The following is a 23,840-nucleotide window of genomic DNA, read 5'->3' on the forward strand; positions in this document are numbered from 1 at the left end:
ACACCCCCCCCCCCCCCCCCCCCACTCCCCCCCCCCCCCCCCTCCCCCCCCCCCCCCTCCCCCCCCCCCCCCCCCGCCGGAGGCCGTCCGGGAGGTCAGACCCCCATGGACTGCGTCTCGTTGCTCTCAGGCGTCGGCTGAGCGGCGGCCTCGGTGACGCCGTTCTTCAGGTGGTAGCGCGCGATGGCCTCGCGCAGGACCTCCTGCTTGACCTCGCCGCGCCTGGCCAGCTCGGTGAGCACCGCCAGAGTGATCGACGCGGCGTCCACGTGGAAGTGGCGGCGCAGCGCCGAACGGGTGTCCGACAGGCCGAAGCCGTCGGTGCCGAGCGAGCTCCAGTCGCCGGGCACCCACTGGGAGATCTGGTCGGGTACGGCGCGCATGTAGTCGCTGACCCCGATGAACGGCCCGCTGACCTGCGAGAGCACCTGGGTGACGTACGGCACGCGCGGCTCGGCCTCGGGGTTGAGCAGGTTGTGCTCGTCGCACGCGAGCGCGTCGCGGCGCAGCTCCGTCCACGACGGCGCCGACCACAGCTCGGCCGCCACGCCCCACTCTTCGGCCAGCAGACGCTGGGCCTCCAGCGCCCAGCGGCCGGCCACGCCGGAGGAGAGGATGTTCGCCCGGGGGCCTTCGATGTCGGGAGCGGGGGCGAACCGGTAGAGGCCCTTGAGCACGCCCTGGACGTCGAGGTTCTCCGGCTCCACCGGCTGCGGGTAGGGCTCGTTGTAGACGGTGAGGTAGTAGAAGATGTCCTCGGGCTGGTCGCCGTACATGCGCCGCAGGCCGTCCTGGACGATGTGGGCGATCTCGAAGGCCCACGCCGGGTCGTAGGACACGGCCGCGGGGTTCGTCGAGGCGATCAGCGGCGAGTGGCCGTCCTCGTGCTGGAGGCCCTCACCGTTGAGGGTGGTGCGACCGGCGGTGGCGCCGAGCAGGAAGCCCCGGCCCATCTGGTCGCCGAGCGCCCACATCTGGTCGGCGGTGCGCTGGAACCCGAACATCGAGTAGAAGATGTAGATCGGGATCATGTGCTCGCCGTGCGTGGCGTAGGCGGAGCCGGCCGCGATCGCCGACCCCATGGAGCCCGACTCGCTGATGCCCTCGTGCAGGATCTGACCCTCGGTCGACTCCTTGTACGACAGCAGCAGGTTGCGGTCGACCGCGTCGTAGGTCTGCCCGTGCGGCGAGTAGATCTTGGCGGTCGGGAACATCGCGTCGAGACCGAAGGTGCGGGCCTCGTCGGGGATGATCGGGACGAACCGCGCGCCGATCTCCTTGTCGCGCATGAGGTCCTTGAGCAGGCGGACGAACGCCATCGTCGTGGCGACGTTCTGCTTGCCCGAGCCCTTCTTGAGGTCGGCGTAGACCTTGTCGCCGGGAAGCTTGAGCGGCTTGGCCCGCGTGACGCGCTTGGGCAGGTAACCGCCCAGCGCCGCGCGGCGCTCGCGCATGTAGGCGATCTCTTCGTCGTTCTCGCCCGGGTGGAAGTACGGGGGCAGGTCGCCCTCGAGATCCTTGTCGGGGATCGGCAGGTAGAGCCGGTCGCGGAACTCCTTGAGCTCGGCCTTGCTCATCTTCTTCATCTGGTGCGTGGCGTTGCGCGCCTCGAAGTCCTTGCCGAGCGTCCATCCCTTGATGGTCTGGGCGAGGATGACCGTGGGCTGGCCGACGTGCTCGCGCGCCGCCTTGAAGGCCGCGTAGACCTTGCGGTAGTCGTGCCCGCCGCGCGACAGCTTGCGGATGTCGTCGTCGGACAGGTGCTCGACCATCTTGCGAAGCCGCGGGTCGTCGCCGAAGAAGTTCTCGCGGATGTACTCGCCCGACTCGACGGAGTAGGTCTGGAACTGCCCGTCGGGGGTGGTGTTCATCTTGTTGACCAGCACGCCGTCGACGTCGGCGGCGAGGAGCTGGTCCCACTCACGGCCCCAGACGACCTTGATGACGTTCCAGCCCGCGCCGCGGAAGTACGACTCGAGCTCCTGGATGATCTTGCCGTTGCCGCGTACCGGGCCGTCGAGCCGCTGCAGGTTGCAGTTGATGACGAACGTGAGGTTGTCGAGCTCCTCACGCGAGGCCAGGCCGATCGCGCCGAGCGACTCGGGCTCGTCCATCTCGCCGTCGCCGAGGAAGCACCACACGTGGCTGCGGCTGGTGTCCTTGATCTTGCGGCTCAGCAGGTAGCGGTTGAACCGCGCCTGGTAGATGGCGCCGATCGCCCCGAGGCCCATGGAGACCGTGGGGAACTCCCAGAAGTCGGGCATCAGGCGCGGGTGCGGGTACGACGGCAGGCCCTTGAAGCCCTGGGAGAGCTCCTGGCGGAAGGCGTCGAGCTGCGACTCGTTCAACCGGCCTTCCAGGAAGGCGCGGGCGTAGATGCCGGGGGCGGCGTGGCCCTGGATGAACACCTGGTCGCCCGACTCGCCGTGGTCCTTGCCGCGGAAGAAGTGGTTGAACCCCACCTCGTACAGCGACGCGGCCGAGGCGTAGGTGGCGATGTGGCCACCGACATTGGTGCGGGCGTTGGCCCGGGTCACCATGACCGCGGCGTTCCACCGGATGTAGGCCCTGATGCGCCGTTCGACGTACTCGTCGCCCGGGAACCAGGGTTCGCGCTCTGGCGCGATGGTGTTGATGTAGTCGGTGCTACGCAGCCCTGGCACCCCCACCTGATGCTCGCGCGCGCGTTCGAGCAGGCGCAGCATCAGGTAGCGGGCTCGGCTACGACCCTCCGTCTTGACGACGGTGTCAAGCGACTCGAGCCATTCCTGGGTCTCGCTGGGATCGACATCAGGCAGCTGGCTGGGTAGGCCGTCGCTGATGATCGAGAAACGCTGGCGTCCGGAAGCCACTGGGTCTCGCCTTCCGAGGATGGACTGGTAAGCCTCTTCTTCGATGTCTAGGTCGTCTTCCATCCTGGCCGCTTACTCCGGAAAGTGCATCTCTACCGTCCGGTAACCAAGATGTCCCTGCTGGCAGGGCCGCAAATCTGGCCTAGACCACCGATGGTAGGACGATTTTCGCAGGACGCAACAAATCATATCGAGGCGGGGGTCCGCCCTGGTCCCCCCAGGGGACCCCTGAGGGGATCCCGCTTCCCCTGCCTCCCCCGCGGGAGGGGGGCCCAACCCAGCTGCGGCGCGATGTGGGCGAGGTCTCATCCCGCCGGCCTGGAAGCGCGGCGACGGCGGGTGGAGAATGCGGACAGTACTGTCAACCTCGCCGCCTCGGTCACGCCCAAGATCGGGACGACGCTCGCCCGTGGGCCCGCCCTCTGCGTGCCCGACGACAGGGACGGCAAGCCGGCGCCGGAGCGCCACATCCGCCCCCGGTAACGTTTAGGTGTTTATTTCCCCTCCCTCCGTCCGGCGAGGATGCCTCCCTCTTTCCGCCGGGAACGAGCCGTATGAGTCTGGAAGAGACCGCGAAGAAGGGAGGGATCGTCGTGTACGCGACCATCGGAGATCGCCTCGTCGTTCACGGGAACGCGGTTGGCGAGAGGGAACGGCCCGGCTTGATCATCGAGGTCCGGGGACCCGACGGTTGCCCGCCGTACGTCGTGCGTTTCGACGACGGGCACACCGGATTGGTGTTTCCCGGTCCGGACGCGATTGTCGTCCCAGTTCAGCGGGGATCATAAGATCCGTGAAGTGAGATCTCAGACGTTCGAGGTGAGGACCGGGGGCAGAGAACGGGTGCACGACATCACCCGGCAGTGCGAGGAGTTCGTGCGATCGTGCGGGGGAGACGGGCTGTTGAACGTCTTCGTCCCGCACGCGACGGCGGGGGTGGCGCTGCTGGAGCTCGGCTCCGGCAGCGACGACGACCTCCTCGGTTTGCTGGGCGACCTGCTTCCGGCCGACGACCGGTGGCGCCACGCTCACGGCTCGCGCGGTCATGGCAGGTCACATGTGATGCCGGCGCTGATCCCGCCGTACGCGACCGTTCCGGTGTTGGACGGGCGGCTGGCGCTGGGAACATGGCAGTCGGTCGCAGTCGTCGACCTCAACGTCGACAACCCGGAACGGCGTGTTCGTTTGTCGTTTTTGTCGGACTAACAGATAACGGTGCGGGTCACCGGTCGTGGCGACCGTTGACGACGATGGGTCACAGCGTGTGGACTGTGCCGAAGCGGCCTCGCAGGGGCCGGCGAACCGCATTGGGCGGGGCCATCCAAGCAGGAGGGATAAACGTGAGCGCGACCGCGGGTCAGGCGCAGGGCGAGCGCGGCCTGGCCGAGCGACTCGGTCTTAAGCCGGGTCAGGTGGTGCAGGAGATCGGCTGGGACGAGGACTCCGACGAGGAGCTCCGCCAGTCGATCGAGGAGCTGACCGGCAACGAACTGGTCGACGAGGACTCCGAAGAGGTCATCGACGTCGTGCTGCTGTGGTGGCGCGACGGGGACGGGGACCTTTTCGACGCTTTGAGTGATGCGATGGCCGGGCTGGCCGACGGAGGTCAGATCTGGCTGCTGACCCCGAAGGTCGGGCGGGACGGCCACGTCGAACCGAGCGACATCGGTGAGGACGCCGCAACGGCGGGCCTCTCGCAGACCAGCAGCGTCAGCGCGGCCCGCGACTGGTCGGGCACGCGGCTCGTCGCTCCCAAGGGCCGCCGTTAGCCCACTTCCGTCGCCGGGGTGCCCGGCCGTCAGCGCGGCGTCCGCAGCGACGCCTTGACCGGCCTGGCCGTTCACCGGTCGTCCGTTCATCGGGGGATGTCCGGGAGTCCTACCGGGTCTCCCGCCGTCTTCGGGCGCCGGTTCCGCCGGGGTGGCGCCTCGGCTCTGCGACTCTGCTTCCTGCCGTACGGCTTACACCGGCCGTACGGCAGGCATGGTGCGCTCGGACGTGTCCGGATGTCTTCGCAGCGCGCTGGACGCGCACCCGCGGCATTCGTTCGTCTCCTAGGTTTTGGTGGAAAGGACCGGCATGGCCGTCGAGGTGGGGGACAAGGCGCCGGACTTCGAGCTGAAGGATCAGCACGGCACACCGGTGCGGCTGAGCGACCTCCGTGGCCACCGGGTGCTGCTCGTGTTCTATCCGCTGGCCTTCAGCGGCGTCTGCCATGGCGAGCTGTGCGCCATCCGCGACGTACTCGTGACCTCGGTGCCGGATGATGTGCGAGTGGTGACCCTGTCGGTCGACTCCGTCTTCAGCCAGCGGGCGTGGGCCGACAAGGAGGGCTTCCACTTCCCGATGCTGTCGGACTTCTGGCCGCACGGCGAGGTGGCACAGGCGTACGGTGTCTTCGATGAGCAGGGAGGCCGCGCCCTTCGCGGCACTTTCCTCATCGACGGCGAGGGTGTGGTCCGCTGGAAGGAAGTGAACCCCGTTCACTCGGCGCGCGACATCTCCGGGTACCGCAAGGTGCTCGACGAATTCTCCTAATGAGGTGCGCCGGGCGGTGGCCCGGCGAAGACGGAGGCGGTGGCGACGATGCCCTGCTATCGGTGCGGCGTCCGGCAGACGGATCCGGTCCGGGGCGCGAGCCCCTGGCGGCGCGGCGTACGGCGTGAACGACAGGTGCTCATCTGCCCGTCATGCCAGCGGGAGCATGATCTCGATCTCGATCTCGACCGGTGCGGATCCTGCGGCTCCACCAAGCTGATCTGTAGGCTCGGCGAGATCGAGTGCCGCTCGTGCGGGGCGGTGCGGCTCGCGCACAGCGAGGCCGACCCCGGCGAACGGCACTCCCTGGTACGGGCCGGCGCCCCCGGCCTGTCAGAGGAAGTCGAAGCCGCCCTCAACCGCGTCCTCGGCCGCCACCCATCCCCCTGACCCCCGGCTACGCCCCTCCGAGCAGGTCCTATACCCCCTGACCGCCCGGCACCGCGTCAGAAGGGGTGGATGCCCCTGACCGACCGCCGCCGCGTTAGAGGGGCTCATGCCCCTGACCGACCGCCGCCGCGTCAGAGACGGACTCATGCCCCCTGACCCCTCGGCGAGGCAGGTGGCATGAGACGGGCCATGCCACCTGACCGGCCGACGCGTATGTCACGGCAAGGGGCCCGTCATCCTGCCCGGCCGGCATGGGCACATGCGTGGATCCCGGCTGGTCCAGGCATGCCTGGATGCCCTCCCACGGTTTTGACTCATGCACCTATATGGGCAAAACTGCGCGGGAATGAGCAAATCACCGGGCCGTCCCGCGGTCCGCCAGGATCCTGGAAGTGGGGAACGATCCGGTGCACGAGTACAGCCACGCGAGTTCGTCCACCGGAGCGGCGGCATGAGCCCGAAGTCCTACGTCGTCGCCCTCGACGTCGGCGGCACCTCCATGAAGGGCGGGCTCGTCGCCTCCGACGGCGAGGTCCTGCTGACCGACCGCCGCCCGACCCCGCGCGACGAAGGCCCCCTGCGCGTCATCGAGGCCATCCGCACCTTCATCGACGACCTGGCCCAATCCGGCCGAACCCTCCCATCCCCCCAAGCTTTCGCCTCCCCCCAAGACCGACTGACGCCCCCACCCGGCGCCCGAACGCCACCCCCCGCCAACCCGCCCGCCGGCATCGGCCTCGCCGTGCCGGGACTGGTCAACTCCGACACCGCCCTCTACGCGGCGAACATCGGCTGGAAGGACGTCCCCGCGACCGAGTTCACCGCGCTCGACGTGCCGATCCGGCTGGGGCATGACGTCCGCACCGGAGGTCTCGCCGAGCGTGTCCTCGGCGCCGGCCGGTCCGAGCCCGACTTCCTCTTCCTCCCGATCGGCACCGGCATCGCCGGAGCGCCCATCGTCCACGGCGAGCCGTACGGCGGCTCGGCCGGATGGGGCGGCGAGATCGGCCACATCCCCGTCTTCCCCGACGGAGAACGCTGCGCGTGCGGCCAGGTCGGCTGCCTGGAGACCTACGCCTCCGCCGCCTCGGTGGCCCGCCGCTACACCGAGCGTCTCAGCCGAGCCGCCTCCCTGCGCTCCCAGCCGCCGTCTCCCGGCGGAGCCGCCCCCACCGCCGAGGACGTCGTGGCCCTGGCCATGCGCGGCGACCCCCACGCCTCCGCCGTCTGGGACGAGGCCCTGGAGGCCCTGTCGATCGCCCTGGCGTCCTACACCCTTCTCCTCGACCCCTCCTCGATCGTCATCGGCGGGGGACTGGCCGAAGCGGGCCCCGCGCTCTTCGAGCCGCTGGCCGAACGCCTGCAGTCCAGGCTCAAGTTCCGCCCCGCCCCGCCACTGCGCCACGCGGCCCTCGGCATGAACGCGGGCATGCTGGGCGCGGCCCTGCTCGGCTGGCAGGCGGCGGGCATCCCCGACGCGGGCGCCACCTGGGCTCTCGATGTGCTCAGGTCGCCTTCCGTACCGTAAGGTGTAGCCCACCCGCCCTTCCTCAAGGGCGCCAGGGCGCTTAGCTCAGCGGTAGAGCACTCGCCTTACAAGCGAGGGGTCACTGGTTCGAACCCAGTAGCGCCCACCAGCCAGAACACCCCCGTCTCCCACCTCGGAAACCGGGGCTCGTGCCATCACCGTGCCATTGGCCCGCACTGATGACCTCGCTCAGTGAGCACTCGCCTTGACGGGCAGCACGTTCGCGATCTTGCCGTCCATCGCATCGGCGATCCTCCGGTCCGCCTCCACCGTACTGTGCTGATAGATCATCGCGGTGCGCACGCCGTCGTTGTCAGGGTGACAGCGGTCAGCGCGGCGAGCAGGGCCCAGGCGGGCGCGAAACTGCCGGTCAGGTCCGTGATCAGGCCGAGCACGGGTGGCGCGAGGATGACCGCCACCTGGTTGACGGCCATGGCCAGGCCGAGGGCGAATCCGGTGTGATCCGGCGGCGCCGATTCGGCGGCGTAGGCGATCCAGGGGCCGTACCAGCCGATGCCGAAGAAGCCGAGCCCGATGAAGAGCAAGCAGGCCGCGACGGGGGATCGGCCGATGGGGGTCGTCAACAGCGTCATCCCGATGATCACGGCGGCCAGGCATGTCAGGACGCAGGCGTAGCGGCCGGATCTGTGGCGGTCGCTCCAGGCCGCCAGGCAGATACGGCCCAGCGCGCCCGCGCACTGGACCGCGACGTAGACCAAGGCCGCCGAGGCGGAGTCCATGGACGTCACCTCGTGCAGGTACAGGACGGTGAGGATGCCCACGCCGCTGTGCACCGACACCATGCTGGTGCCGGACAGGATGATCTTCTTCATGTACGGTTCGCGGAGCAGTTCCAGTCGCACGCGGGACGTGGCCGGTGTCGGGCGTTGGCCCGGTGGGCGGCGGTAGAAGGTCATGAAGGCGACGGCGCCTGACAGTGCGACGAGCGCGCCGGCCGCGAGCGTCGACCGCCAGCCGAAGGCCGTTGCCAGTGAGGGAAGTGCGAAGGCGGCGAGGACGCCCCCGAGAGGGAGTCCTGCCTGGCGGACACCCATGGCCAGGCCACGCTGCGAGGCGTCGAACCAGGACGCCACCGATTTACTGCCGCCCGGCTGGATGGTGCTGTACCCGGCACCGACGATCAGCAGGACGACGAGTAAGGAGACGTATCCCGGCGCCGCGCTGCCGGCGGCCAGCGCGACGGCGACCACAAGAGCACCGATCCCGACGACCCAGCGTTCGTCGTGGCGGTCCAGCAGTCGTCCCGCCACGAGTAGTCCGGTCAGGGGAAGCAGTTGAGCGGCCGACAGCAGCAGGCCCAGTTGGGTCGTGTTCAGCTCGAGGTCTCGCTGCAGGTGGACGCTCATCGCGCCGATGCCCTGGACGAAGAACGCGGCCGCGGCCTGAGTGAAGGTCGCGACACTGAGGATGACCCAGCGGTATCGCGCTGTCTTCACGGCTTCCAGCACAGCAGGGGGTCGGGGTGGTCGGAGAAGCCGAGCTGCCGGTAGAGCGGTTCCGCCTCGTGGGAGGAGGTGAGGTCGACCCGTACGGCGTCGCGGTCGCGGAACCAGTCGAGCAGACCGAGCATGATCGCCCGGCTGTGCCCGCGCCGCCGGTACGACGGGTCGGTGACCATGCCGATGACGTGGCCGATCCTCCCGTTGCGGGAGTGGGGGCCGGGGAACCACTGTTCGATCGTGCCGATGCCGCAGGCGGCCAGGCCGGTGTCGCCGTCCACGACCAGGATCCGACAGTCGGGTTCGGTCAGCTTCTGCTTGAAAACCCGTGCGAGCGCGTCGCGCCAGTCGTCACCGGCGTTCGCGGGGTTGAAGAAGTCGCCGCCGATTTCGTCGAAGAGCAGTGCCCGGAGGCGGACGAGTTCTGAAATATCGTGCTCTGTCGCTGTTCGCGTCATGACGTACAGGCTGATGTAATGAGCTTGTGCACCTCAACCCTTACGGCGCGGACGTGGTGAACTTCGCCGCGGACCTGGCGAACCGCCCCCCGGCGAGCGCCGACGAACTCGCCGACCGCTGCCGCACGGCCGGTCTAGTACTGGAACGCCCCGTCGAACCGTCGGATCTCGACCAGACCCTCGCCGTCATCGACGCCTGGACGAACGTCGTCGACGCCACGGGCGAGCGCGCGAAGGCCGAGCTGGTCAACGAGATGCTGGCCCGGTCGGCGGCCTACCCCCGGCTGACCGACCACGCTCATGGCTGGCACCTGCACTATCGCGACGACCGGCAGCCGCTCGGCGCGGTGCTGTTCGCGCTGATCTCCGTGGGCACGGCGATGCACCTCGTCAGCCGGGGCATGGACCGGCTCGGACGGTGTGCCGCCGCCGGTTGTGAGACGATTTTCGCGGACACCTCACGCACCGCACGGCAGCGTTACTGCTCCCAGCCGTGCGCCAACCGGGATGCGGTCCGCCGCCATCGCGCCCGCCGGTCCACGCCCTCCATCCGAGGCGGTGGGCGATGACCAGAGTAGTTCGACGGTCGCGCGGCCCGTTCAGGCGCTGACCATGGCCCTGGAACGGTCGGTCACCATGTGGACGGCGAAGAGGCCGAGCACCGTCCCCATGACGTAGCGCTGGACGCGCATCCAGGTCGGGCGGCGGGTCAGGAACGCGGCCAGGGCGCCGGCCGAGATCGCGATCAGGCCGTTGACCAGGGTGGCGATGACGATCTGCACCGAGCCGAGCGCCAGGCTCTGCAGCAGCACGTGGCCCATGGCGGGGTCGATGAACTGCGGGAGCAGCGACAGGTACAGGATCGCGATCTTGGGGTTGAGCAGGCAGGTCAGCAGGCCCATCGCGAACAGCCTGCGCGGCGGCTCGGCGTCGAGCTCTCTGGGCTGGAAGGCCGAGACGCCGCCCGGTTTCACGGCGTTCCAGGCCAGCCAGAGCAGGTACGCGGCGCCGGTCAGTTTGAGTGCCGTGTACGCGGCGGGCACGTACGCGAAGACCGCCGTCAGCCCGAGGCAGGTGGCCGTCAGATAGACGGTGAAGCCGAGGAAGACGCCCGTGAGCGAGATCAGGCCCGCGCGGCGGCCCTGCGAGATCGACCGCGACACCAGGTAGATCATGTTCGGCCCAGGGGTGAGGACCATGCCCAGGGAGACCAGTGCGATGCCGATCAAGCTAGCCGTCATATCCGCCCATATTAGCTTAGAGATCACGATTTCATCGGGTTGTTGCTCGGCACGCAGTTCCTTCTTGTATTAGGCGGCTGCGGTCAAGGCCGCTCACGCCGACATCGGCGCCTCCCGGCGCGGCTCTTCATATCCGCGACAGGATGAGTGGATGGCGTCACAGGCCGAACATCGGGCGACAACGACGCGCCGGTCATACCGAATGAGATATAGCCCGTTTTCTCCTTGACAAGTGAATCGAGCAACTCCAAAGATCGGTGCTGTGTGAGAGTACTCCCTGCTCAGACGCCGTGGCGGTCGCCCTTCGCGGCGACCGAGGGTCGCAACGTAGGCGCGGAAGGCCGGAGCCGGCGTGGTGAGCCGATGGGACCTCGGCGTGTCGCAGGGCAGGCCGAGGTCCCACCGGTGATCCGACATTCCAGTCAGGAAATGGTGCAGCTGACGCCGTTGAGCGCGAACTGGTCAGGCTTGCCGGTATTGCCGGTATTGCCGGTATGGGTGGCCTGGAAGCCGATGTCGGTGGATCCGCCTGCTGCCAGCGTCCCGTTGTACGAGACGTTGCGCGCGGAGATCTGACCGCTGGAGCCGGTGTAGGTGGCGTTCCAGCCACTGGTGATGGTCTGCCCGCCAGGAAGTGTGAACGCCAAAGTCCAACCGTTGATCGTTGATGTGCCACGGTTGGTGATGTGGATGCCGGTGGTGAACCCGTCGTTCCAGGAGTTCATCGTGTAGCCAACCTCGCAGGCACCGGACTGGCTCGGCGAGGGTGTGGGGGTCGGTGACGGCGTGGGGGTCGGTGACGGCGTGGGAGTCGGCGAGGGTGTGGGGGTCGGCGAGGGTGTGGGGGTCGGGGCCGTGGAGAAGGTGATGTTGGAGACGTAGGAGTTGATGTTCCAGCTCGCGTCCGCGTCGGTCGAACTGGTGACGGGTTTGCCCTGGACGGTGAAGTTGGTGAAATGTACACCGTTGATGTTCACGGTCGACGAACGACCGTGCAGGTTGACGACCTTCTTCACGTCGGAGGAGACGTTGGTGAAGTAGGCGTCGCGGATCGTCGCGGTGTTCTTCACGGTTCGCCAGGAAGGCGGCCGGTCCTCCTGCAGGTCGATCAGGCTGTCGGTGTTCTCCACCCTGATGTTCTCCCACCGGGTGTTCGAGACGACGGCCGTGTCGACCGCGTCGATCACCATCGAGCGTCCCGCCTTCACCACGTCGATGTCACGGAACGCGACCCCGTCCATCGACCGGCCTTCCGTCTTGGTGCCGATCTTCGCGCAGCCGGAATTGCTGTAGCAGACGACATGCTCGTGGACGACGTTCTTGGTGTCGATCGCACCGGCGGTGGTGTCCTCGTTCTTGGTCGCCATGTTGTCGTCACCGGTGTAGAGGAAGGCGTTGGACAACAGGCCGTTGGTCGACTCGTCGAAATCCACACCGTCGGTGTTGTTGTAACCGGTCGTGGGCCGGCAGTTGATCAGCTTGTAGTTCTTGATGGTGACCTTGTCGCTGCGGTAGACGAGCGTGTTCCAGTAGCTGGAGTCACGGACGATCGGGCCGTCGACCTCGATGTTCGAGCTCTGCTCGATCTTCAGCAACGCCAGATTCAGGCCCTGCGCCCGCAGCGACTTCCCGTTGCCGTCGATGACACCGCGGCCCAGCAGCTTCGCGTTGCTGACCTGGTACACCCGCAGGGAGGCATGCTGCATGCCCTCGATGTTCACCCCGCCGCTGCCGGTGTTGAAGTCCGCCTTGTTGTTCGAACCGTAGAGGACCGCACCGGCGGCCAGATACAACGTCATGTTGCTTTTCAGCCAGAGCTCGCCGACCAGGTACTTGCCCGCCGGCACGTACAGGATATTGCGGGTCGCTCCCGACGCGGCGTTGATGGCACTTTGGATCTTGGCCGTGACGAGTGTCCCCCCGGTGTTGTCGACCCCGTAGTCAGCCAGGCTCTTGACGTTGGCGTCCCCCAGGTGCGGCGGATCGGACTCGGGTGCGTCAATGAGGATGAACAGCAGCTCCGCGGAGTCGAACTGGACGATCAAGTAGTTCGGGCCGCTGTCGAAGGTGATGGTGTTGCCGCTTCTGGTGACCGCCAGCTTCCGGCTCCTGGGGCTGACGGTGTACGAGGTGAAGTTTTGGGCGACGGTGACGGAGAACCTGGCGGTGCCCGCTGCCGCCATCGAGCAGTGCGCGTAGTGCACCTGCATCTCGGGAGCGAACTTAGTCATCTTCTCGACGAACAGCGGGGAGCCATCCGCCGCGACGGTGTAGAGGGAACTCTTCGTGGCGCCCGGCAGCGTGGGATCGGCGACGCAGCCACCGGCTGCCAGCCCGGCCGAGTCGTCGCCGGCCGGGCCGGTCGCCGCAATAGCGCCGTACTCCGGCGCCACGAAGGCGGTCGCGCCGACGCCGACGCCGACGGCAAGCAGTGTGCTGATCAATAGCTTCGCCAGAGGTTTGATCTTCACAAAGATTCCTTTTCGTGCGGAGGGCATGGAGTGCTGCCGCTGCCGGTGTTGTCGGCGCTGGCAGCCAGATCAGCTGTGGGTCCACTTCTGGTTGTTGCCGCCGTGGCAGCTCCAGAGGATCACCCTGGTGCCGTTGGCGGTGCCGGCGGCGTTGGCGTCCAGGCACTTGCCGGACTGCACGCCGGTGATGCTGCCGTCGGTGTTGAGGGTCCACTGCTGGTTGGTCCCGCCGTTGCAGTCCCAGATGATGATCTGGGTGCCGTCGGCCGTCCCCTGGCCGGTGGCGTCCAGGCACTTGTTGCCGTAGACCCTGAGCTCCTTGGCGGAGGTCGGCGTCCACCGCTGGTTGGGTTGGCCGTTGCAGTCCCACAACTGCCCCTGCGCGCCGTTGGCCTGAGAGGCGCCGGCGACGTCCAGGCATCGGCCGGCGTTGACGTTGCGCAGTGAACCGGTCGTGACGGAAGGCGTCTTCATCGGCCCGTCGAAGGTCAGCTTCACCACGTACGCCAGCGCCGAGTACGGCCGGCTCGGCATGCCGATGTGCAGGCCGGAGGCGTCCTGGGTGCGGGTGGGCAGGTCGATGTAGGTGCCGGCGGTGCCGCCGATGAGTTCGGTCCTGCTCAGGTTGGACAGGTCCATCTTGCCGGCGGCCAGGGAGGCGAGGTTGAGGGTGGAGCCGGGCCAGCCGAGCACGGTGGCGTACAGGGTGGTGTTGTCCTTGCTGCGGGTGTAGCGGATGTCCTGCGCCGTGCCTGCCCGGGGCTCGACGAAGCTGCCGCCGCCCATCTTGGTGGGGCCTTCGCCGTATGTGGTCCAGGCGCGGGTGGAGTAGAGCGACTCGCCGTTGCGCTTCAGGTAGGCGCCGATGGCATTGAGCAGGTCCTTTTGCGGCTGCGGGACCGAGCCGTCGGCTCTGGGCGAGATGTTCAGCAGCATGTTGCCGTTCTTGCTGACCCGGTCGATCAGCGCATGGAGCAGCGCGGCCGAGCTGTAGTAGGAGATTCCGTCGGTGTAGGACCAGGACGGGTTGCTGACGGCGTCGTCGGTCAGCCAGTAGGGGGAGCGGATGTCGGCGGGGCCGCCGCGCTCGTAGTCGAAGACCTCGCCGTTGGTGTTGAAACCGTCCTTGTAGGCGGCGACGACCTCTTTGCCCCAGGCGTTGGCCTGGTTGTAGTAGTAGGACAGGAAGTTGAGCCGCTTGGCCTCGTCGACGAGGTAGAGGCCGCCGTCCTGCCAGATCATGTCCGGCTGGTACTTGTCGATGACCTCTTTCAGCTTGTCGTACCACAGCTGCTGCTCCTGGGCGTTGCCCAGTTGCCCGTACAGCTTCTTCAGCGTGGTGGTCGGCTGGGCGGGCACGTGGTCGTAGTAGCCGGTGAAGTTGTACAGGTGGTGCATGGTGACCAGGAACTTCAGGTTCTTGGACCGGATCGCGTCGGCGAACAGCCGGACCAGGTCGAGCTTGGGACCGCGGTCGACGGAGTTCCATTCGTTGACCTGGCTGTCCCACATGGAGAAGCCGTCGTGGTGCTCGGCGACCGGCCCGGCGAACTTGGCGCCGGAGTCGGCTACCAGTTGCGCCCACTCGTTGGGGTCGAAGGCGCCGCCCTGTGACTTGAGCTTCGGCGCGAACTGGACGAAGTTGCCCGCCTTGTCGCGGGCGCCGTCGATGAAGTTGTTGTACGGCCACGTCGAGGGGTCGCCGTAGACGCTCTTGTGGTGGTTGTTCTCGTTCGAGCCGTTGATGTACATGGTGCGGGGGTACCACTCGGTGCCGTACTCAGGCGTGGCGAAGGCACCCCAGTGCCAGTAGATGCCGAACTTCGCGTCCTGGAACCATTCCGGAGCGGCCGGATGCTGGTCCACCGACGCCCATGTGGGCTCGTAGACGGCGGGAGCGGCTTCGGCCGTGCCCGCCGCGGAGGGAATCGTGAGCACGGCCCCGGTGAGCAGAGCGGTGCAGGCCAGAGCGGTCCGTCTGCGCAGCCGCGACAGTCTGACGGGAGACATGTCGGCTCCTTGTGATTGAAGTCATCGCATCGATTCGATCGGTGCCGCGCTCACACGCCTGCGGCGGCTGGTGCACCGCCTGAACAGGCGGTGCACCGGACGGCGTTCCGCGCCCGATCGCACAGGCGGTCAGAGCTCCGGCTTCAGCCCGACAGCGAGATGACAGCCGGAGAACTCGCTCGCCGCGAGAGCCGTCCCCGTGCCGGCGCGGAATCCCGGCGGGTTCGGCGGGTGCCGTGCCCGAATGACCACGGCACCCGCGCGTGCGGATCGTCAGCTGGTGCCGCCGGTCACGGTGGTGCCGGATTTGGTGATGAAGTACGTGAGCTGTCTTCCACTCCAGAAGTGGAAGGTGAGGGCGACGCGGCCGTCGTTGACCTCCGCGAAGAACTCCGGCTTCAGGATGATGGTGCCGGCGGTGTAGTCGGGCTGGAAGCTCGACCAGAACTCCTTGTAAGTGGTCCAGTTGGCCGGTCCGGCGGCGCTGCCGTCGGCGTACCTGGCCTCCATCGTGGCGAGCTGGTCGCCGCGGAACTGGGTGGGGATCGCGAACGAGGCCGTTGTCCCGGTGGCTGCGGACTGAGTCGGCGGGTCGGAGGAGATGATGCTGATCTGCCAGGGCGCGCCTCGGGAGAACAGGGCCTCTATCGTGGCGTTCACCCCGTACGCCCGATTTCCGGCGAGCCGGGTGAGGGCGCTCGACGTGAGCGTCAGCGTCGTGCCGGACACGGTGTAGTCGGTGCCCTGGCGGAGGGCGGTGGTGCCCTGGCGCATTCCCTGGAACGTGGTGCCGTTGAGGTTGAGCGTGAGCGTTCTGCTGGGGATCGTGCCACTGCGGGGCAGGTACACCTGATCGGAGGAGGCGGTGGCGGAGCGGGTGGTCCAGCTCGCCTTCATCATGTCGAACACCCCCTGGTCCCGCCAGCGCAGCTCGTTGCGGTTCAGGAACGAGCCCGCGTCCCAGAGCATGGTGGTGAGGCCGCGCGTGCGGGCGTGGTAGCCCACGGCTTCGATGAACTTCAGGAATTCGCCCCGCTCGATGATTCCTGGGCGGGTGTAGTCGTAGCTGAGGAGCGCCCACTCCCCGATGATCACTGGGATGCCGCGGGAGACGAACGTGTTGCGCACCCGGTCGAAGCCGCTGATCAGGTCCTGCTCGACGTTGCTGTCGTACTTGGTGCCGCCGGCGATGTTCACGCTGAACGGCCACCAGCCGTAGAAGTGGACCGTCGCGGCGAGGTTGGGGTCGTGCAGGCTGGTGAAGGTTCCGGCAAGCGCGTCCAGGCGGGCCTGCTCACTGCTGGTGTAGAGCGCGGGCAGCACCAGGACACGGGTGGCGTTGCCTCCGCCCGACTGGCGCACCACGTGGACGAACTCGGTGTTGAGCGTGTTCAGCACCTGGTCGCTCTGGTCGTCACCGGAGGTGCCGGCGAACTGCGGTTCGTTGATGCTCTCGAACAGCAGCTTCGGTGAGTGGTCGCGGAAGGCGCCGGCGATCTGGCGCCACAGCGCGTCGAAGCGGTTCCGCACCGTTGTGGTGTCGGTGGGGTAGGTGTTGATCCACTGCCAGGAGTCGTGGTGCAGGTTGATCAGCACGTAGAAGCCCTCGGCCAGGGACCAGTCGACGACCTGGCGGACGCGGCTCAGCCAGGCGGAGTCGAGGGTGTAGTCGGGCGCGGGCCCGTGGTGGTTGCTCCAGGTGATCGGGATCCGGATGCTCTTGTACCCCTGGGACCGCACCTGGTGCAGCATGGCCTGCGTGGTGAGCGGATTGCCCCACGCCGTCTCGTCCGGGATGGCGTCGAACGTATTGCCCAGATTCCAGCCGGGTTGCATGGCGGCCACGGTGGCCATCGCGCCACCCGGCTGCGGCGACGGTGACGGACTCGGCGACGGGCTTACCGAAGGTGACGGCGAAGGTGACGGGCTGGGCGACGGCGAAGGGCTGGGCGACGGCGAGGGGCTCGCCACTCCGCCGGTGCACCTGACCCCGTTCAGTGTGAAGAACGCCGGTGCGGTGTTGGCGCCGGACCACGACCCGTTGAAGCCGAACGAGACCGTCGCGTTGGTGGCGATGGCCGCATTCCAGCTGACGTTCGCCGCGGTGACCTGCGCTCCGGAGGAGGTGACCGTCGCGTTCCACGCCTGGGTGACCTGCTGGCCGGAGGGGAAGGTCCACGCGAGCTTCCAGCCGTTGATGGGATCACCCAGGTTGTCGACGCTGACATTCGCGGTGAATCCGCCCGGCCACTGTGATGAGACGGTGTAGGTGACGCCGCAGCCCGCGGCGGCGTTCGCGCTCACGGCCGTCAACATCCCCGTCGGCACGAGCGCGGTCAGCGCGGCGAGGACCGCGCCGATCCGCAGGCGGACCCTCCATGAGCTGTGCGGTTTCATTGCTCTCCCTCGATGGTGTCAGCCTTCAACGGCGCCGATCAGCAGTTCCTCGGTGAGGGGCGGACGGCTCCAACCGCCGAACCACCTTGAGCGAAGAAAGTTTCTGGCCGAACGTCCAGAAACATAAAGTAGGTGTCGACCATGCCTCCGTCCATCTGCCATCGGCGCCGTCGACCTATGCGAGCGACCCGGAAACCGGGATCCCTCACCTTCGTCGACCGGACAACTCGATGACCATTGCTTTTGTGGTCGATGCCTGCTTGGGGCGGTCGGATGTTCAGAAAGTTCTGTGCTGCGTTTGCCTGAACATTTCAAAGCCTGTGCGACGCATGACGGTCGCCCCGCGTCCCGTCTCGCCCCAGGCCGGCCGACCGGGGTCGATCCCCGACCTGAACGCACAAGATTCCGTCGCGGGCGACGGGTTATCCTTGCGCCGTGAATGGGCCTCCGCGCGGTGCTGACCGCGGGGGCGATGATGAAAGGGGCCAGGTTGTCCTACGCCGAGTCAGGCGAACCTGTCAGCGACCCGGAGCACCCGAAAGGCGACCCGACCCGCCCCGTGACCATCTCCTACATCGCGGAGACGGCCGGAGTCTCGATCCCGACCGTGTCCAAGGTCATCAACGGCCGTCCCGGCGTGGCCGCCGACACTCGCGCCCGTGTCGAGGCGCTGATCAGCGAGTACGGCTACCGCAAGACCAATCGCAGGAACGTGATGGAGCTCGTCTTCGGTGAGCTTGAGGACATGTGGGGCATGGAGATCATCCGCGGCGTCGAGCGGGTGGCCCGTGAACAGCGCGTCGGAGTCGTGCTGACGGAGTTCGGGCCGCCGCAGGACCTGGTGGGGCATCCGATCGGCGACACGCTGGCCCGTCGCCCGGCCTGTGTCGTCACGGTCGCCCAACTGTCGCAGGAGCAGCGTGACGAGTTGCGGGCCAAGGACATCCCCTTCGTGGTCTTCGACCCCACTGTCGAACTGCCGGACGGCGTCCCGTACGTCGGCGCGACCAACTGGGCGGGAGGCCGGTCGGCGACCCGCCATCTCATCCAACTGGGACACCGCCGCATAGCGATGATCGCCGGGCATGACCGGATTTTGTGTTGCCGGGCCCGGTTGGACGGCTATCGCGCGGCCCTTGAGGCCGCGGGCCTGTCCGTGGACCCCGACCTCGTCGTACGCGCCGAGCTGACCACACAGGGCGGACGTGTCGCCGCGCTCGGCCTGCTGAGCGGCCCTGAACGACCTACGGCGATCTTCGCCTGCAACGACCTGCAGGCGCTCGGCGTCTACCAGGCCGCCCGGGAGCTGGGGCTGCGGATACCGGCGGACGTGAGCGTGGTGGGTTTCGACGACCTGCCCGTCGCCGCGCTCGTCGATCCTCCGCTGACCACCGTCCACCAGCCGCTCACCGAGATGGCCGCCGCCGCCACCGAGATGGCGCTCGCCCTGGGGCGTGGTGAGGAGACGCCACAGATCGGCCTCGAGCTGGCCACGACCCTGACGGTTCGAGAGAGCACCTCCTCGCCGGCCGATCAGTGACCGCGGGGCCGACGGGAAGCATGTCGAGGTCGGCGTCGCGGACCGCGAACCATCCCCGCGCGGGGATGTTCCGGTCGGCCAGGACATCGGCGGCGAGATCCAGCGGGTCGCCCCCGCGCCCGCGGGGATGTTCCCCCATGGCGCTTGTGGCGCCACCGGTTCGTCGAGTCGCCCTCGCGCCTGAGGGGATGTTCCCCCGATGCCCCAGCCCACATCGGCCGGGCGCGGGTCGCCCTGGGGTGGAGGTAGGTGCACCTCGGCTGGGTATCTAAGCGGGTTCTCGTGACACGGCCACGGGATCCAACATCATGACCATGAACATCTCGAAGACTGGCCGCAGGGTCCTGACCCTGATATCGGCGGCGATGTCATGCTTGGTGATGGGTGTGCCCGCGCAGGCGGACACCGCGAGAACGACCGAAGGCGCCGTCGTCAGGACCGACGCGGGCGCGGTGCGCGGCACCGTCGCCGCCGATCACCGCCTCTTCCAGGGCATCCCCTTCGCCGCGCCGCCGGTCGGCGCGTTACGGTGGGCGCCGCCGCGTCCGGCCAAGCCGTGGCGGGGGGTACGCGACGCCGCCCGGCCGGGGAACCGCTGCGCGCAGAACGCCGACGCCATCTCCGGGCTGCCCGGCAGCGCCTCCGAGGACTGCCTCTACCTCAATGTCACCACGCCGCGAAGCTCGCGGGGCCTCCGGCCGGTCATGGTCTGGGTGCACGGGGGCGGGTTCACCGGCGGCTCCGGCAGCGACTACGACGAGCGGCGCCTGGCCGTCCAGGGTGACGTCGTGGTCGTCACGATCAACTACCGGCTGGGCGCCTTCGGGTTCTTCGGGTACCCGGGGCTGGCCGGCTCGGGCGCCTTCGGGCTGATGGACCAGCAGGCGGCGCTGCGCTGGGTACGCCGCAACGCGGCGGCGTTCGGCGGGGATCCCGGCCGGGTCACGCTGTTCGGCGAGTCCGCGGGAGGTGACAGCATGTGCGCCCAGCTCACTTCGCCGGCGGCGCGCGGGCTCTTCCACCGGATGGTGATCCAGAGCGGGTCCTGCACCGAGCTGAACGTGCCCGACGTGATCTTCCCCGGCGTGGGCGCCGAGTACGACACCTGGAAGCCGCGCGCGCTCGCCGAGAGCATCGGTTCCCGGGTGGCGCCCCAGCTCGGCTGCGCCGACCCGGCCACGGCTCTGGAATGCCTGCGCCGTGTCCCGGTGGCCGACCTGCTGGCGCCGCGACAGCCGCCGGTGTTCTGGAGCCCGGCGTACGGCACGCCCACGCTTCCCGCCCATCCCGCGCGGGCACTGCGCGACGGCGCGTTCAACCGCGTACCGGTGCTGGCGGGGACGACCCGCGACGAGGGCGCCTTCTTCGCCGCCACTTACCCGCCTTTGGACGAGGCCGCCTACCGGGGCCTGCTCGCGTTCTCCTTCGGCGGCGACGCCGAACGGGTGGCCGAGCTCTACCCGGCGGGAACGTCACCACGTCAGGCCTTGGGTTCGGTGATGACCGACCGCGGCTACGCCTGCCCGAACCGGCGCAACGACCAGGTGCTCGCCCGCTGGGTGCCGGTCTACGGGTACGAGTTCGCCGACCGTGACGCCCCACAGTCGTTCCGGTTCCCGCAGCCGCCGGACTTCCCGCTCGGGGCCTACCACGCCTCGGAGTTGCCCTACCTGCACGACATCGTGGGCCTGGACATCACCCTGGGGCCTGACCAGCGACGGCTGGCGGACACGATGATCGGCTACTGGAGCCGCTTCGCCGCCGCGGGTAAGCCGGACGCCGTCTGGCCGCGGGTGCCGCTGGTGCGGTCACTCGAACCGGGCGGCGTACGCACCGCCGACCTGAACACCCGGCACAACTGCGACTTCTGGGATTCCCTGCTCTGATCCGGCGGCTGGTATTGAAGTACCGCCGTACACCGGCGACGGCCGCACGCCGCACCGCTATGACCCGGCACGGGCATACTTCCCTGGCATCCGCTGGTCAACCAGGGACGACGGCCCGCCCCGCGACCAGCCGGCCAAGACGGGGAAGGTCATCACGCGTCCGTCACCGCCGCAGGGTTCAACCTGCGGCGGATCCGCTGTCCCCCGGTGCCGGGCGCACAGCACGAGGTCGGCACCGGGGGCGTGCGGGGCGCACCGCGGATCCGCGGTCAGGTCGGGACGGGTGTCAGACGGCCGTGCGCGACCACTGCTGGTTGGCGCCGGTGTTGCAGGAATACTGCTTGATGATCACGCCGTCCGCGGTCGACGCGGCCGGTACGTCCACGCATTTGCCGCTGTGCCGTGCGCGGAGCTGGAAGTAGCCGCCGTTGGTGACCATCTGGAACTGCTGGTTGGCGCCGGTGCCGCAGGTGTACTGGATGAGTTCCGCGCCGTCGGCGGTCGAGGCGCCCGTCACGTCGAGGCACTTCCCGCTGTGGCGGCTGATGATGCGCCAGTAGCCGCTGCCGGCGTCCTGGAACCTCCACTGCTGCCACGCGTTGCCGTTGTAGGTGTACTGGTCGACGCGCGCGTTGTTGTTGGTGCTCGCTTGTTGGACGTCCATGGTCTTGCCGCTGTGGCGCACGTCGATCCGGTAGAACGTCTCCGGATCCGGTGTGGGCGTGGGCGTGGGCGTGGGGGTGGGGGTGGGGGAGTCGCCGACGGTGTCGCCCCAGCCGTAGCGGATCCGGTCGGCGCCGGACTGGTTGCGAACGGTCAAGGTGAGGTTGGTGCCGCTGCCGCCCAGGGCGTACATCGAGTACCAGTCGTAGCCGATGGTCCCCGGCTTGCCGCCGAGAGCGGGCCAGTAGGTGCCGCCCATCTGGTTGTCCCGCATGACCTGGGCCATCGCGCGGATGTAGCGCACGAAGTTGTCGGTGCTGTTCGGGTCGCCGTAGTTGAGGCCGGTGGACATCGGCGCGCCGTACTCGGTCGCGACCGCGCGGGAGGCGCAGTTGCCCAGACGCGTCTGAATGTGGCTCCGGAAGGCGTCGTAGGTCATCGCGCCGTAGAAGAAGGCGTAGTAGTGGAAGGACAGCAGCGTCGAGTTGAAGCGGCTGTCGTTGCAGATGTCCCGCAGGTCCTGGCTGAAGCCGGTGCCGCCGATGAGCACCCGGCCGGGCGCCGCCGAGGTGTGAGTGCTGAGCCAGTTCGCCGCGACGTTGCGCCATTCCGCCGATGAGTAGCCGTGCGGCTCGTTCATCGGCTCGAAGTAGACGTTGCCGTTCGAGCCGTAGGTGTTGGTCACGCTGGACCACATCGTGTTCCACGCGGCGAGGTTCGTGATCCTGCCGCCGGAGGCGGCGCCGTCCTCCCAGTAGGCCAGGATGACCTTGAATCCACGTTCGGTGGCGGCGTCGATGGCGCCGCGGTAGGCGTTCCACCAGTTCGTGTTGGCCACGGTGTGCGTGTTGATGGGCAGCCGGACGGTGTTGACCCCCATGATGTATTCCATGTAGTCGTACAGCGAGTTGGCCTTGGCCCGTACCGTCGCGTTGCTGTCGGACTGGCTCAGGCCCTGTACGACCAGCGTGCCGGTGCTGAAGTTGTCGCCCAGCACGGCCCAGTTCATGCCGCGGAACTGGCCGGTGGAGGCATTGGCCGAAGGCGCGGAGACGAGGGCCGCCGCCGCGGTGAGCACGGCCACCACGAGGGCGATCAGCGACCGGCGTAACGGCCGGATGCTCCGCGACGGTCCTGATGTGTGACCATCAGACGCCATGATCAGTGCCATGAAATGTCCCATCACTAGATCCAGATCTCTGGGTCGAACCCTCACTCGCGCACGTCGTGTCGCTGACGTGCGTCCGGGCCGCGTCGTGCCGCGCCGATAGGTAAGGGATGGCGGCGGCCGCGCCGGCGGCCCGCGGCGGCCGGTGACGGCTCGGCTGGGGGGACTGCATCAGAGCTCCAACGGATGTCAGCGCTGATAGTCAGACGGCAGGGGCGGCGTGTCGGCGGGATCCGGGTTCGTGTCGAGGGGACGCCGAACGCGCGTCCTGTATCCACGGGGGAAGTGAAGGTCACATCGGCGTCACCGCAGTGTGAGCGATAACAACTGCGCGGTCAATCATCGGCCGCCCGGCTGTTCGGGAAAGCAAGGTGAAAAGCGTTCACCGGTGAAAATTTCAGCGGAGGCCTTCCGGTGCCGAAGCGGGATGATTCCGTATCTTGGGCAGGTGTCCGCGACCTCGGGGTGCCGCGACCGGCGACCGGCGTCTGTTGCCAGGGGTCTCTCCGCGTATTCGTTCTGTCGCGCCGCCCCGGCCGTCCGGGGAGAGGGGCTCGGTGGACGGGCGGTATGTGAACGTTAACAGCGTCGGGCCTGGCAAGCCGGCGTCCGTGCTCCCGTGAACGGGGCCTCCGTCCTCTCTCGTGATGGTCGCGCGCGATCCGGCGGCCGGCGGTAGCGTGAAGATCAGGAGGTGCGAGCGCCGACGTCGCTGGCGATCCTGATATGTCGGGCGCGAACTCGGAGGTGATCACGGTGCATCCGGTCTCATGACGGCCCCAGCCCGGGGCGTCACGGAGCCGAAAGGTGACCGTATGAGCAAGACCGACAAGACCCGGCCCTGGTGGGTGCGCATCGCCGACGCGCCGATGGTGACCTGCCGCGCCGTGCATGATCACCGGTTCGGGCCGTGCACCCTGCCCGACGAGGTCACCGCCGACAGCGTGGATCTGGACCACCGTACGGGCGGCTGTCACTGGCGGGCCGCCATCTACTTCTGGTGCTGTTACGGCGGCTACGACGGTAGCCGGGAGTGGAACCGCTTCCGGCGGCAGGAGCGTCGCCGCGACCGCCGCCGGGCACGCCGCGAACTGCGCGCCTACAACGGCGAAGACTGAGGGACCGCGGCCGGTCCGAGGCGTGGGCGGCGGTGGTGCCGTGCCCGGGGGTGAGGTGGGGGACCAGATTCCGACACACCCCGGGCACGGCGGCTCACGGCGATGGGCGGGCCTTGGCCG

General features: G+C 68.2%; 18 protein-coding genes, 1 tRNA gene and 1 pseudogene. 11 read left to right on the plus strand and 9 right to left on the minus strand.

All coding sequences use genetic code 11. From position 1 onward, the window contains the following. Window positions 1-95: 95 nt before the first annotated feature. Window positions 96-2,852 carry a pyruvate dehydrogenase (acetyl-transferring), homodimeric type gene (gene aceE / locus ACZ6QO_RS37230; RefSeq protein ID WP_465858133.1) on the minus strand — a complete coding sequence of 919 codons (2,757 nt, stop codon included), beginning with the start codon at window positions 2,850-2,852 and terminating at the stop codon, window positions 96-98. Between the two features lie 593 nt (window positions 2,853-3,445). Here aceE and ACZ6QO_RS37235 point away from each other — a divergent pair. From ACZ6QO_RS37235 to ACZ6QO_RS37265, 7 genes are all read left to right on the plus strand, one after another. After that, on the plus strand, window positions 3,446-3,640 hold the full coding sequence (locus tag ACZ6QO_RS37235) for a DUF1918 domain-containing protein (protein ID WP_465858180.1): 195 nt from the start codon (window positions 3,446-3,448) through the stop codon (window positions 3,638-3,640). 10 nt (window positions 3,641-3,650) lie between these two features. After that, window positions 3,651-4,058, plus strand: coding sequence for a secondary thiamine-phosphate synthase enzyme YjbQ (locus ACZ6QO_RS37240; RefSeq protein WP_465858135.1), 408 nt, complete (start codon window positions 3,651-3,653; stop codon window positions 4,056-4,058). Window positions 4,059-4,192: 134 nt separating this feature from the next. Continuing rightward, window positions 4,193-4,621 (plus strand): DUF3052 domain-containing protein, encoded by a 429-nt coding sequence (locus ACZ6QO_RS37245; RefSeq protein WP_380840799.1) that lies wholly within the window; start codon window positions 4,193-4,195, stop codon window positions 4,619-4,621. Between the two features lie 310 nt (window positions 4,622-4,931). Beyond that, window positions 4,932-5,390 carry a peroxiredoxin gene (locus tag ACZ6QO_RS37250; protein ID WP_465858137.1) on the plus strand — a complete coding sequence of 153 codons (459 nt, stop codon included), beginning with the start codon at window positions 4,932-4,934 and terminating at the stop codon, window positions 5,388-5,390. Window positions 5,391-5,438: 48 nt separating this feature from the next. Beyond that, window positions 5,439-5,780, plus strand: a complete 342-nt coding sequence (locus ACZ6QO_RS37255; RefSeq protein ID WP_465858182.1) for a hypothetical protein — start codon at window positions 5,439-5,441, stop codon at window positions 5,778-5,780. Window positions 5,781-6,231: 451 nt separating this feature from the next. Next, window positions 6,232-7,308, plus strand: coding sequence for an ROK family protein (locus ACZ6QO_RS37260; protein WP_465858139.1), 1,077 nt, complete (start codon window positions 6,232-6,234; stop codon window positions 7,306-7,308). A 34-nt stretch (window positions 7,309-7,342) separates the two neighbouring features. Further along, a tRNA-Val gene (locus ACZ6QO_RS37265) sits at window positions 7,343-7,417 on the plus strand. A gap of 178 nt (window positions 7,418-7,595) precedes the next feature. Here the strand turns inward: ACZ6QO_RS37265 and ACZ6QO_RS37270 are convergent. Together ACZ6QO_RS37270 and ACZ6QO_RS37275 are read right to left on the minus strand one after the other, a co-directional pair. Beyond that, window positions 7,596-8,765 carry an MFS transporter gene (locus tag ACZ6QO_RS37270; protein ID WP_465858141.1) on the minus strand — a complete coding sequence of 390 codons (1,170 nt, stop codon included), beginning with the start codon at window positions 8,763-8,765 and terminating at the stop codon, window positions 7,596-7,598. Continuing rightward, complete coding sequence (locus ACZ6QO_RS37275) at window positions 8,762-9,226, minus strand: GNAT family N-acetyltransferase (RefSeq protein WP_465858143.1); 465 nt, start codon at window positions 9,224-9,226, stop codon at window positions 8,762-8,764. Before ACZ6QO_RS37275 ends, ACZ6QO_RS37270 begins: the two co-directional genes overlap by 4 nt. Window positions 9,227-9,252: 26 nt before the next feature. Here ACZ6QO_RS37275 and ACZ6QO_RS37280 point away from each other — a divergent pair, with 26 nt between their 5' ends. Continuing rightward, window positions 9,253-9,795: a CGNR zinc finger domain-containing protein gene (locus tag ACZ6QO_RS37280; RefSeq protein WP_465858145.1), complete on the plus strand. Its 543-nt coding sequence runs from the start codon at window positions 9,253-9,255 to the stop codon at window positions 9,793-9,795. A 30-nt stretch (window positions 9,796-9,825) separates the two neighbouring features. Here the strand turns inward: ACZ6QO_RS37280 and ACZ6QO_RS37285 are convergent, their stop codons facing one another. From ACZ6QO_RS37285 to ACZ6QO_RS37305, 5 genes and pseudogenes are all read right to left on the minus strand, one after another. Further along, a complete protein-coding gene (locus tag ACZ6QO_RS37285; protein ID WP_465858147.1) occupies window positions 9,826-10,467 on the minus strand; it encodes a LysE family translocator in 642 nt (213 codons plus the stop codon). A 422-nt stretch (window positions 10,468-10,889) separates the two neighbouring features. Beyond that, a complete protein-coding gene (locus ACZ6QO_RS37290) occupies window positions 10,890-12,965 on the minus strand; it encodes a cellulose binding domain-containing protein (RefSeq protein ID WP_465858148.1) in 2,076 nt (691 codons plus the stop codon). Between the two features lie 42 nt (window positions 12,966-13,007). Then, complete coding sequence (locus tag ACZ6QO_RS37295; protein WP_465858150.1) at window positions 13,008-14,948, minus strand: alpha-L-fucosidase; 1,941 nt, start codon at window positions 14,946-14,948, stop codon at window positions 13,008-13,010. 273 nt (window positions 14,949-15,221) lie between these two features. Further along, window positions 15,222-16,802, minus strand: a complete 1,581-nt coding sequence (locus tag ACZ6QO_RS37300; RefSeq protein WP_465858184.1) for a cellulase family glycosylhydrolase — start codon at window positions 16,800-16,802, stop codon at window positions 15,222-15,224. Between the two features lie 186 nt (window positions 16,803-16,988). Next, window positions 16,989-17,345: pseudogene (locus tag ACZ6QO_RS37305) on the minus strand (cellulose binding domain-containing protein); the annotation flags it as partial. A 439-nt stretch (window positions 17,346-17,784) separates the two neighbouring features. Here ACZ6QO_RS37305 and ACZ6QO_RS37310 point away from each other — a divergent pair. Continuing rightward, on the plus strand, window positions 17,785-18,885 hold the full coding sequence (locus ACZ6QO_RS37310) for a LacI family DNA-binding transcriptional regulator (RefSeq protein ID WP_465858152.1): 1,101 nt from the start codon (window positions 17,785-17,787) through the stop codon (window positions 18,883-18,885). Between the two features lie 380 nt (window positions 18,886-19,265). Beyond that, window positions 19,266-20,771 (plus strand): carboxylesterase/lipase family protein, encoded by a 1,506-nt coding sequence (locus ACZ6QO_RS37315; protein ID WP_465858154.1) that lies wholly within the window; start codon window positions 19,266-19,268, stop codon window positions 20,769-20,771. Between the two features lie 286 nt (window positions 20,772-21,057). Here the strand turns inward: ACZ6QO_RS37315 and ACZ6QO_RS37320 are convergent, their stop codons facing one another. After that, window positions 21,058-22,605, minus strand: coding sequence for an RICIN domain-containing protein (locus tag ACZ6QO_RS37320; protein WP_465858156.1), 1,548 nt, complete (start codon window positions 22,603-22,605; stop codon window positions 21,058-21,060). A gap of 812 nt (window positions 22,606-23,417) precedes the next feature. On the opposite strand from ACZ6QO_RS37320, the gene ACZ6QO_RS37325 reads away from it, so the two are divergent. Beyond that, window positions 23,418-23,720, plus strand: coding sequence for a hypothetical protein (locus ACZ6QO_RS37325; RefSeq protein WP_465858158.1), 303 nt, complete (start codon window positions 23,418-23,420; stop codon window positions 23,718-23,720). Window positions 23,721-23,840: the final 120 nt, after the last annotated feature.

It is taken from the genome of Sphaerisporangium sp. NPDC049457, assembly GCF_055586705.1.